Here is a 10,978-nt window from a genome sequence, read left to right as displayed (position 1 = left end):
TTTTAATTCTAACCTAACTATAAATGAAGGTTCTATATTTTTAGAGAATACTAGCAATCCTTTTAAACGAGGTATTAAATCTTTAGATAACTCGTTTATCTTATATTTATAAACTAGGCTAAAAATATATCTTTTACGTTTCCTACCAATGGATATACTCCCTTGTGAAGTAAGCGTAATGCCTGTAACAAATTTATTATAGCCAGGTGATATGATAACTGTTTTTAATTCGTTTAATATAATTCTTCCATTAAACAACTCATTAAGTTTTTCTCGAATAACTGGAATTATAGATTTTAATTCATTTTTATCATTCCCACTAATTGATATATCATCAGCATATCTACTATATTTCATTGATTTTGATTCGCAGTATTCTTCTATTTCTTTATCAAAGAAATACATGACGGCATTCGATATTGTAGGTGAGCTTGGAGCCCCTACGCTTAATATAAGTTTTTGGTGTGAATTGTCTTTTTTATTAGGATTCCAGAAAAAAATATGATTAATTAACCATTTATCATCCTCATTATAATGAATACCTATTTTATCTAGATACCTAGTGAAGATAATGTTATTTATACTATTAAAGAAATCATGAAAATCTAATTTTAATAGGAATTTATTTTCTTTATGAGTTTCTGCGTTTTGAGCAATATTCCTTCCTTTTCTATATGCATAGGCAGATTTATGAATTTGTAATTGTAGTAATTCTAAGAGTTTTTTTTGTATTTCTTTTAGTTTTTTGGCCGGGTGAGCTATTGTCCTACGCCCCCCTTTTTTCTTGGGTATAGAATAAACTTTATAAGATATAGGAGCTGTAGGTGTAAGAGCTATCAAGTCATTAAGTTTAGAAGAAAATCTTTCGCCTTCGTGTAATTTATAAAATAGCTCAAATTTCCGATTGGATTTCATTAGATACTCTCTATTGTATATAAAAAAAGGGGCCTTAGCCCCTTAACCTTTTACTAATGGAAGCGAGACAAATGTCAAGCAACTTATTCAGAGTTGCTTGACATTTGTCTCGCAACCCTTATCTGCCCAATATAAATACGTTGCGGCTAAACACCGAACCAAAGCTAAGCTTTCATAGACATACGCTAAAAGGTCTTCCGAGTATAACAACTTCCTAGGTTTTCGGCAAATTTAAAATGATCTGACCCCAAAAAGTTAGACTGTTATTTAAAGGACTGCTTTCGATATTGTATCGGGCTCAGTACTTTTAATTTTAATTGGATTCGTTCTTCATTATAGTACCGTACATAATCATTGATAACCTTTTCAAGTTCATCAATGCTAGTAAACGATTTTCCATGAAAACACTCTGTTTTCATTCGCCCAAAAAAGCTTTCCATTGCCGCATTATCCAAACAATTTCCTTTTCGCGACATACTTTGAGAAATCCTATTTTTCGCTAATAGGTGTTGATAGCTAGACATTTGATAATGGATTCCTTGGTCTGAATGTAATATCAAATTCGCATTTCTCGGCAATTTTTCCACCGCTTGTAACAGCATTTCTTGCACTAATATGCCATTTGGGTGACGACTTAACCCGTAAGCAATCAGCTCATTATTAAAGCAATCTAAAATCGGGGAAAAATAGAGCTTTTCGTCTTTCACTCTAAATTTGGTAATATCTGTCAAATACTTATCATTCGGTTTACTCGCGCTAAAATCCCGTTGTAACAGGTTCAGTGCAATTTTGCCCTGTTCACCTTTATATGGACTATATTTACGCTGTTTCTTCGTGCAAACTTGTAAACCCATTTCTTGAATCAAGCGTTGTACGCGCTTATGGTTTACCCCACTTGCTTCGCACTCAGTCGCTGATAACCATAATTAGGCTCTGCCTGCTTAATATCACGAATTCGGACTTTTAGTGTGCTATCTCTATCAGGTTTGGATTGGTGATGATAGAAGAAGGTACTTCGAGCTAATTTTGCTATAGGCAAAAGTATTTCTAACGGATAATGCTCTCTCAAACTTTGGACTGCTTCTGTCGTTTGGCTTCGTCCCTCTTGATTATTTCGTCCAACTTTTTTAGAAAAGCAACCTCTTGCTTCTAACTCAAGGATGCGTAGGCGTAAACGTTCTTCTTCTGTTTTGGGTGGTGGAGGCATTTTAGAGTATTTGGGTTTCATACTTGAGCGACCTTTGGGTTTGGGGTGGAAGCGATTTATACCGTTTTTCCGAAAGGCTTTCAACCATTGACTAATGGTTCCACTACTAGCAATACCAAAGTAAAGCGCAGCATTTTCCATCGAAAATCCACCAGAGAGAATGGATTGAACAACACTATGTTTAAATTCAGGAGAGTAAAGTCTTTTGCGGTGTAATACCGCTAATCCATTAGTGCCTGGATATTTATATTGTGCAATCCAATATCTAACGGTTTTTGCCGCTAAGTTGAAATGCTTCAATGTGAAAGCAAGATTTTCGTGATGTTCGAAATAGAAATTCACGACTTGTTGTTTGAAAAGTTGATTATATTTAGTCATGAAAAATCTGTACCTTAATCAGTTAGAAGGGTAGTCTAACTTTTGGGGTGCAGATTAAAAATTTCAATAGGGATTTTAATGTTTTCAATCGGTTAAATATTTGTGCAACTGCTACATAATACCGAAGAAAAGCAATAAAAAAATTTACAACGCAATTTCATCAATGGATTTGCCGAAACTCGGTACAAACACCTGCAAAAAATAATTCATTTCCGGGCTTTGCCATTGATCCATCAATTTTTCTAACCGCACTTTTGCCGATTTAAATTCCTGATTGCCGTTTTCCAGCTCAAATTTCACCTTAATATAAGCACAAATTAAATCCGCCTGTTTCACAATATGCTTTTCTTCCTCAGCAAAACATTGAGTATCCAAGTAGGGTAAAAAATCGGCTTGTAATGCTTCCGGCAGTAAACTCATTAAATGCAACTCAGCCGCCGTTTCAATTTGTTTATAGGCATGCGTGATCTCCTCGTTAAAATACTTAATCGGGGTAGGTAAATCACCGGTAAAGATTTCTGATGTGTCGTGATACATCGCCATGACAGCAATACGATCCGCATTGAGTTGGGCACCGTAAAAACGGTTTTTAATGAGCGCCAACGCATGAGCAACAAAAGCCACCTGCAAGCTGTGTTCCGCCAAATTTTCTCGTTCAATATTGCGCATGAGCGACCAGCGCTGAATCAATCTTAAGCGATCTAAACAGGCGAAAAAATGACTGGTTTTAATTTGTTCCATGCCACAGTCCATTAATTAAAAGTATATTCTTCGATAACCACAGGAATCTTATACACTTGACCCAAGCGGGAAATTTCAACCTGAACCTGTGTATTAGGACGCACATCCGCGATAAGTTTCATCATGTCTGCCGGCGAACGTGCCTCGACCTCATTGATTTTCAGAATAATATCGCCTGCCTGTAACCCGGCTTTTGCTGCCGGGCTATTCGGAATAATGCTGGTGATGAGCACACCTTGCGAAGATGCCCCTTGCCCATTGCTAAATAAAATATCCGTTTGTACACCGAAATAACCACGAATAACACGTCCATCACGAATAATTTTTTTCATGACATCATTGGCTAAATCAATAGGAATCGCAAAATTTAAGCCTTCTGCAATTTCATTGGCGGTTTTGCCGATACTCAACGTGCTGATACCCAATAGCTCACCGGCAGAATTAATTAACGCACCGCCGGAATTACCTCGGTTAATGGAGGCATCAGTTTGGATAAAGTTTTGGCGGCCTAGCGCTTCACCGACTGCACTACGCCCTACCGCACTAACAATCCCTTGCGACACACTTTGCCCCAAATTGTATGGATTACCAATAGCTAACGCCACATCGCCCACATGCACAGGTCGATTGGGGTTTTGTGGAATCGTGGATAAATTGTCTGCTTTAATTTTCAATACGGCTAAATCCGTTAACGCATCCGAACCAATTAATGCCGCATCAAAAATATTGCCATTTTGCAATGCCACCACAATCTGATCGGCATTTTGAATCACGTGCTTATTAGTCAGAATGTAGCCGTCTTTCGACATGATCACGCCGGACCCCAAGTTATTCACTTGAAATTGAGAGGAAGAGGAAGTAAAGGCTTGATTATAAACATTCACCACAGCAGGCGAGGCAATACGCACAGCATCCCGATAGGAAGCAACATCATGTTGAGAGTCAGTGATTTTAGGCATGACATACAAAATCACGGCAGCAGAAGCCAAGCCGATAATCACCGAATGAAAGAGTTTCTTTAGCATCAGTTCCTCATTTTCTTATATAAATTAATTTGAGATCATCGCCGACAGGTTCGCAAGATTGCAGTTGCCATAAAGGCGCATCGGCAAGTTGCGTTAAATTAGGCAAATGGCATAAATCTCTAGCTTGATCGCCTAGTAATTTTGGCGCCATGTAAATAATTAGTTCATCCACCAGATTTTCAGCAATTAATGCACCTGCTAAAGTCGCGCCGGCTTCCACCCAAAGGGTGTTAATTTGACGCTTGCCTAACTCTGCCATCAATGCCTGCAAGTGCGTTTCGCCTTGATTTCTGTCTAATTTTAAATAATCCGTAAAGTGCGGAAAATCTGTAAGTGAATAATCATCTTCGCCCACCAACCAAACCGGTGATTCCGTTAAAAACACCTTAAAATCCGACCGCACTTTATGGCTAGAATCCAAAATCACACGCACCGGTTGGCGTAATTTTTCTTGGGCATAGCCGGCTTTTACGTCAAGCGGCAATTCTTCCCAACGTACATTTAAGCTGGGATCATCCGCCAGCACCGTTTGTGAAGTCGATAAGATCGCGGAAGCCTTGGCGCGATATTGCTGTACATCCGCCCTTGCCTGCGCGCCGGTAATCCATTTGCTTTCGCCACTTGCCATGGCAGTTTTGCCATCAATACTCATGGCCAGTTTTAACTGTACGAAAGGCTTGCCGGTACGCATGCGTTTTAAAAAGCCTTTATTCAGCTGTTCGGCATTTTCTTCTAATAATCCCACCGCACTTTGAATGCCTGCGTCGCTTAAAATCTGTAGCCCTTTACCAGCGACTTGTGGGTTCGGATCGCACATCGCCGCAATCAATTTACTCACGCCGGCTTCAACCAAGCCTTTCGCACAAGGCGGCGTACGCCCAAAATGCGAACAAGGCTCTAAGGTGACATAAGCTGTTGCACCACGGGCATTTTCACCGGCTTCACGTAATGCCATGACTTCTGCGTGTGGCTCACCGGCTTTCACATGAAATCCTTTGCCGACCACCTTGCCATCTTTCACCAAAACACAGCCCACGGAAGGATTTGGCGTTGTAGTGAATTCGCCCTGTTTGGCTAAATCAAGCGCCAGTTGCATAAAAGCAACATCTTGCGGGCTAAATGGTTCGTTCATCAATGATCCTTTAAGTTTTCGATTTCTTGGCTAAATTGGTTGATGTTATCAAAACTCAAATAGACAGAGGCAAAACGGATATACGCCACTTTATCTAAATTCTTTAATTCTTCCATGACTAACGTGCCCACCAGTTGACTCGGCACTTCGCGCTCACCGGTCGCCCGCAATTTGTGAATAATACGGCTAATGGCTTTTTCCACATCGTCCGCACTCACAGGGCGTTTTTCCAAGGCATGTTGAATACCACGACGTAATTTATCTTCATTAAACGGCTCTCGATTACCATTATTTTTAATCACTTTCGGCACAATCAATTCTGCCGTTTCAAAGGTCGTAAAACGTTCGTGGCACTGACCGCACTCTCTGCGGCGACGCACCTGAAAACCGTCAGAAACTAAACGACTGTCGATCACTTTGGTTTCTTCTGTTGAACAAAAAGGACAACGCATACTTGTCTCCCATCATAAATAGCGAAAAAAACAACCGCACTTTGGCGTAAATTGTCCCAGTATTTTACACATGATTGGCACAACGTGCGGGATAAAAACAACCTTTTTTAGGTCGATTTCACGATGCCGAGAGCAAACGCAAGTAAACCGTGATTTCTTCCCGATCATGATACAGGTGTTTTGCCTGTAACTGGAATTTTAACCCTTGCTGCGACAATTTATCCGCAATGAATTGCAGACATTGTTGTACTTCCGCATAGCGTTTTTTCATCGGCAGCTTCAAATTAAAGATCATGCTATGACACCAACCGTTCAACAGCCATTTCACCATTAACTCGGCAATTCGGCTTGGCTGTTCCACCATGTCGCACACCAGCCAATCAATTTTACGTCGTTTCGGCGGCTGAAACTTAAAACCGTCTTCCGCGCAATGTTCAATTCGCCCCGTATCATGCAGACTGGCTGCCATTTTGCCGTGATCGATGGCATATACAAATAAACCACGTTTCACTAACTGATATGTCCAACCGCCCGGGCAAGCGCCGAGATCTACGGCATACATGGTTTCGTTAAGCAATTCTGCTTCTTTTTGGCGAGGAATAAAACTCAAAATCGCCTCTTCCAATTTTAATGTCGAACGACTTGGCGCATCTGCCGGGAATTTTAAACGTTGAATCCCCATTAAATGCGCAGAATGATTGTGATTGTAAGAGTAGCCCACATAACAAGTATTATTTTGTAAGAAAAAAACATGCAATGTCAGACCGCTCTTTAAGTTACTTTTTGCATTTAGCCAGCCTTGCTTTTTCAACGCTTGGCGCAGTGGCACAGTGAATTTACGGCAAAATCCAAGTAATTCTTTGGCTTCATTCGTATCTGCAGTTTCTACCCATAATTCATTGCTATTTTTTAATGGAATGATCTCCGCAATCTGTTGATATTGTTGAAGAATCGGTGTGATGCGATCCTGTTGTGGTAAATCCGTCAGCAAATCGGAAACCACGATCATTTGACGGGCAAAAATCAGTTGTTGAAAGGGCAATTCTCGCGCTAATAAATCCGCTTCGCCAGGCTGATAACATTCAAAAATTACATAGCCGCTGTTTTCAGTCACACGGGCGAAGCCAAAGACGCCTTTTTCTGCTGCTTTATCGGTGATTTCCGCTGCCAACTCGCGCTCAAATCCCATCCGACAATATAATGCCAACTTATTCATTTTCTTGTTTATTTTCTTCTTGATTAATGGTTTGAATAATCCAGGAACGGAACGCCACAATGCGCTCATCATTGCTGTTATCTAAATGATTGACCACATAAAAGGATTTCGGATCCCGCAAATGGGTATCAAATACCGGTTGTAAATTTCCGTTGTCCAACTCTTGTTGCGCTAAAATACGATTGGCAAGCACGATGCCTTGTTCATGAATTGCCGCTTGCAACGCCATGAACGTATGACTAAAGATTGGACCTTGCTGAATATTCAATTCTTCCAATGCCAAATAATTTGCCATATGTTGCCAATTATCGCGGGTATGAATATGCAACAAGGTATGATGTTTTAAATCCTGCGGCTGATGAATCGGTTTTTGTGCCAATAATTTCGGTGCGGCAAGCACCAGTAAATCTTCTTCCACCAAACGATCCACTTGTAAGTTATCCCAGTTGCCTTTGCCGTAATAAATCGCAATATCAATATCTTGGCTAAGCAAGCCTTCATCTTGATCGACGCCTTTTAAGCGTACTTCAATGTCGGGATACAATTTATTAAATTCGCTCAAACGTGGCACTAACCACTGAATACCGAAGGTTTGCGGCACGCTGATGGTTAAATGTTTATCATTTTTTAAGGCCAGCAATTTATCCGTTGCCTCAACCAAACGGTGTAGGATTTTCGTGATGTCGGCATAATAGGCTTTGCCAAAATCCGTTAATTCCAGCGCACGATTTTTGCGTTTAAATAATGCAACGCCTAAGAAATCCTCCAGCAGTTTGATTTGATGGCTAATCGCCGCTTGAGTCACAAACAATTCATCTGCCGCTTTTGTGAAACTTAAAAATCGGGCAGCAGATTCAAATGCTTTGAGCGAATTTAAAGGTGGCAAACGTTTATACATAGTATTTCTCAGTGATTCATTTTTTAGAAAACAATCAGATTATTTTTTTTAATCAGTTTGATAAAAAAATCTCTTTTGCCCATTATGCGCATTCTACTTAGAATGAAACCATACTTAAGTCGTGATTTCTTCTTTGTTAAGATTTTCAATTAAGTATGATGTTGTGTTTGCATATTGTTTGGTTTTTCCAAACGTGAGTAACGAAAGTTACACTTTCTTTTCATTTCCTGTATATTCGGCCATTTTCGCCAGACACCGCTCCGCAAAAGAGCGGTGTTTTTTATGCAAATTCTACCATAGTTAGCCGTTTATTTCTTGCGCCAGTTCACAAAACGCCAAAAACAATGCCGTTATTATTTCAAAAATTCAGCGATTTTTACGATGAAAATATTTTCAATCCAAATGGAATGGTGTAGATTAAAAACGATTTAATCGAAATATATTAAGGAAATAGCATGTCAGACTTACTTGATTGGAAAAATCTCGGATTCAGTTATATCAAAACAGATTATCGTTTTATCGCCCGTTGGAAAGACGGCAAATGGGACAACGGTGAATTAACGACAGATAGCACATTACATATTCACGAAGGTTCTACTGCACTGCATTACGGACAACAATGTTTCGAAGGCTTAAAAGCGTACCGTTGCAAAGACGGGTCAATCAACCTTTTCCGTCCGGATCAAAATGCGAAACGTATGCAAAACACCTGTGATCGCCTGTTAATGCCACAAGTGCCAACAGAATTATTTATTCGCGCCTGTAAAGAAGTGGTGAAAGCTAACGAAAAATGGGTGGCTCCTTATGGTACCGGTGCCACACTTTATTTGCGTCCATTTGTTATTGGCGTTGGCGAAAATATCGGCGTACGCCCTGCACCGGAATACCTTTTCTGTGTCTTCTGTTGTCCGGTTGGTGCTTATTTCAAAGGTGGCATGAAACCGTCTAATTTCTTGGTAACCGATTATGACCGTGCTGCACCGCATGGCACCGGTGGCGTCAAAGTCGGCGGAAACTACGCAGCAAGCCTATTACCACACGAACTTGCCGCAAAACGCAAATTTGCCGATGCCATTTATCTTGATCCGAAAACCCATACCAAAATTGAAGAAGTTGGCGCGGCAAACTTTTTCGGCATTACGCGCGATAATAAATTTATCACACCACGTTCAGACTCCATTTTGCCAAGTATTACCAAATATTCCTTGCTTCACTTAGCCAAAGAACGTTTAGGCATGGAAACCATTGAAGGCGACGTCTATATCAATGAACTCGATAAATTCGCCGAAGCTGGCGCTTGTGGAACAGCCGCGGTTATTTCACCTATCGGCGGCATTCAATATGGCGATGATTTCCACGTTTTCTATTCAGAAACTGAAGTTGGCCCAATTACTAAACGCCTTTATGACGAGCTCACCGGCATTCAATTTGGCGATGTCGAAGCGCCGGAAGGCTGGATTGTGAAAGTCGAGTAGTGAGACATTAAAAAATACCGAAAAGAAAAAGTGCGGTGGATTAAAAACTATTTCGGTATTATGTAGCAGTTGCACAAAGACCGAAAATTGACTAACGTCGCATTATAAATTAAATGCCTTTCCGAGATGATCTTGTAAAAGGCATTTATTTTTCCTGAAATCCTACTAACAACATCATCATTTTTCACGCAAATTCTCCATTTTCCGTTGATTTAGGCGTAACAAGTCCGCTCAACCTTCATTTTGGTAAGCTAGTTATTCCTTTCTGTTTAAATCTGACGAAATATCTCTAAGCGTGTTGCAAGTTACGCAGCTAATAGAATTTCACCATATTTCATTTGTTCTTCTAATTGCTTGAAGTAGTTTTGTGAAATCTCTTCGGGGGCAAAGGCTTTCATACCGAGAAGCTCACCTTCGCGATGATTACCCTGCCAATAACCAACCCATTCTTTGAATGGTAGAACCCATAGACAACGTTTGAGGACATTTGTAGTGGTACACTAATCCCGCAGTCCTCAATAGGTGGTAAAATATCATCAACAAGAGGATTTTATAATGAAAAGAGCAAGACGTTTTTTCAGCTCGGAGTTCAAAGCTGAAGCGGTTAGGTTGATTCAAGAACGAGGTTATTCGGTTTCACAAGCCTGTCGAGAATTAGACATCGGTGAAACAGCATTGCGTCGTTGGATAAGCCAAGTTGAAGCGGAGAATCAAGGTTATATCTTACCCGGCGGCAAACCGATTTCCCCCGAATAACAGCGCATTTACGAGTTGGAAAAACGCATCAAAGAATTGGAAGAAGATAAGCTCATTCTAAAAAAGGCTACCGCGATTTTAATGCCTCTCGAGAGGCAAAATATCAAGCCATCACGACGTTAAAATCGCGCGAAATCAAACGACTTTGTGCGCTGTTTGAGGTGTCTGAGAGTGCTTATTATGCCCAATGTAAAGTGGTAAAAACGCCACAAAAACACACCGCACTTTCGGTAGAAATCAAATCGCTGTTTGTCGAAAGTCGAGGCTCGGCAGGCAAGCGGACATTGAGAGATTTATTGAAACGGAAAAGCATCTTTGTTGGGCCATATTTGGTCAGAAAATTAATGAAACAGCAGGGATTATTCAGCAAACAGCCGCAAAAATGGCAAAATCGAAATAAAGAGAATGGACAGATTTTTGCCAATCATTTGAACCGTGAGTTTACACCGAATGCTGATACAACTGTGTTTTGTGGCGATACGACCTATCTTAAAGTCAATGGGATTTGGTGCTATTTAGCGGTGGTGATTAATCTCTGCAACCGCCAAGTAGTGGGCTGGAAGCTGAGCCGTCATCATGACAGCGAATTAGTTGTAGACGCTTTGCATCACGCGATGCTGAATGTCAAAAAGATGGCGAAAATAATTTTCCATTCAGACTAAGGCAGTATTTATGGTAGCAAGGTATTTTACAAAACGGTGCAAGGCTATGGTTTAACCCAAAGTATGAGTCGCCGAGGTAACTGTTGGGATAATGCTCCAATGGAGCGTTGGTTCCGTAGTT

The 10,978-nt window shown here is 40.5% G+C and carries 10 protein-coding genes and 2 pseudogenes; 3 read left to right on the top strand and 9 right to left on the bottom strand.

Features of this window, described 5'->3' with window-relative positions:
• From QZ106_RS07085 to QZ106_RS07050, 8 genes and pseudogenes are all read right to left on the bottom strand, one after another.
• A partial coding sequence (locus tag QZ106_RS07085; protein WP_295975958.1) for a retron St85 family RNA-directed DNA polymerase occupies positions 1-915 on the bottom strand: 915 nt, incomplete at its 3' end.
• A gap of 263 nt (positions 916-1,178) precedes the next feature.
• A pseudogene (locus QZ106_RS07080) lies at positions 1,179-2,500 on the bottom strand (IS3 family transposase).
• A gap of 144 nt (positions 2,501-2,644) precedes the next feature.
• The gene (yfbR, locus tag QZ106_RS07075) at positions 2,645-3,241 is read right to left on the bottom strand and encodes a 5'-deoxynucleotidase (RefSeq protein WP_295975956.1); all 597 of its coding nucleotides are present in this window, start codon (positions 3,239-3,241) and stop codon (positions 2,645-2,647) included.
• A gap of 11 nt (positions 3,242-3,252) precedes the next feature.
• Positions 3,253-4,266, bottom strand: coding sequence for an outer membrane-stress sensor serine endopeptidase DegS (degS, locus tag QZ106_RS07070; RefSeq protein WP_295975955.1), 1,014 nt, complete (start codon positions 4,264-4,266; stop codon positions 3,253-3,255).
• Positions 4,267-4,273: 7 nt separating this feature from the next.
• Complete coding sequence (ribD, locus tag QZ106_RS07065) at positions 4,274-5,398, bottom strand: bifunctional diaminohydroxyphosphoribosylaminopyrimidine deaminase/5-amino-6-(5-phosphoribosylamino)uracil reductase RibD (protein ID WP_295975953.1); 1,125 nt, start codon at positions 5,396-5,398, stop codon at positions 4,274-4,276.
• Entirely contained in the window at positions 5,398-5,850 is a 453-nt protein-coding gene (gene nrdR, locus QZ106_RS07060; protein WP_295975952.1) for a transcriptional regulator NrdR, read from the bottom strand. The genes ribD and nrdR overlap by 1 nt, the downstream gene beginning before the upstream one ends.
• 118 nt (positions 5,851-5,968) lie before the next feature.
• Positions 5,969-7,066: a 23S rRNA (cytidine(2498)-2'-O)-methyltransferase RlmM gene (gene rlmM / locus QZ106_RS07055; protein WP_295975950.1), complete on the bottom strand. Its 1,098-nt coding sequence runs from the start codon at positions 7,064-7,066 to the stop codon at positions 5,969-5,971.
• On the bottom strand, positions 7,059-7,964 hold the full coding sequence (locus QZ106_RS07050) for a transcriptional regulator GcvA (RefSeq protein ID WP_295975948.1): 906 nt from the start codon (positions 7,962-7,964) through the stop codon (positions 7,059-7,061). Before QZ106_RS07050 ends, rlmM begins: the two co-directional genes overlap by 8 nt.
• A 455-nt stretch (positions 7,965-8,419) precedes the next feature.
• Between QZ106_RS07050 and QZ106_RS07045 the strand changes: the two genes are divergently transcribed.
• Positions 8,420-9,439 (top strand): branched-chain amino acid aminotransferase, encoded by a 1,020-nt coding sequence (locus QZ106_RS07045; protein ID WP_295975947.1) that lies wholly within the window; start codon positions 8,420-8,422, stop codon positions 9,437-9,439.
• A gap of 305 nt (positions 9,440-9,744) precedes the next feature.
• Here the strand turns inward: QZ106_RS07045 and QZ106_RS07040 are convergent.
• A pseudogene (locus QZ106_RS07040) lies at positions 9,745-9,930 on the bottom strand (DDE transposase); the annotation flags it as partial.
• Between the two features lie 64 nt (positions 9,931-9,994).
• Between QZ106_RS07040 and QZ106_RS07035 the strand changes: the two are divergent.
• Positions 9,995-10,195 carry a transposase gene (locus QZ106_RS07035; protein ID WP_295975945.1) on the top strand — a complete coding sequence of 67 codons (201 nt, stop codon included), beginning with the start codon at positions 9,995-9,997 and terminating at the stop codon, positions 10,193-10,195.
• 161 nt (positions 10,196-10,356) lie between these two features.
• Positions 10,357-10,857: a DDE-type integrase/transposase/recombinase gene (locus tag QZ106_RS07030; protein ID WP_295975942.1), complete on the top strand. Its 501-nt coding sequence runs from the start codon at positions 10,357-10,359 to the stop codon at positions 10,855-10,857.
• The last annotated feature ends 121 nt before the right edge of the window (positions 10,858-10,978 follow it).

Source organism: uncultured Aggregatibacter sp. (genome assembly GCF_901873365.1).
In the GTDB taxonomy this organism is placed as follows: domain Bacteria; phylum Pseudomonadota; class Gammaproteobacteria; order Enterobacterales; family Pasteurellaceae; genus Aggregatibacter.
Note: the sequence above shows the minus strand (reverse complement) of the source record. Positions and strands in the feature narration are given on the sequence as shown.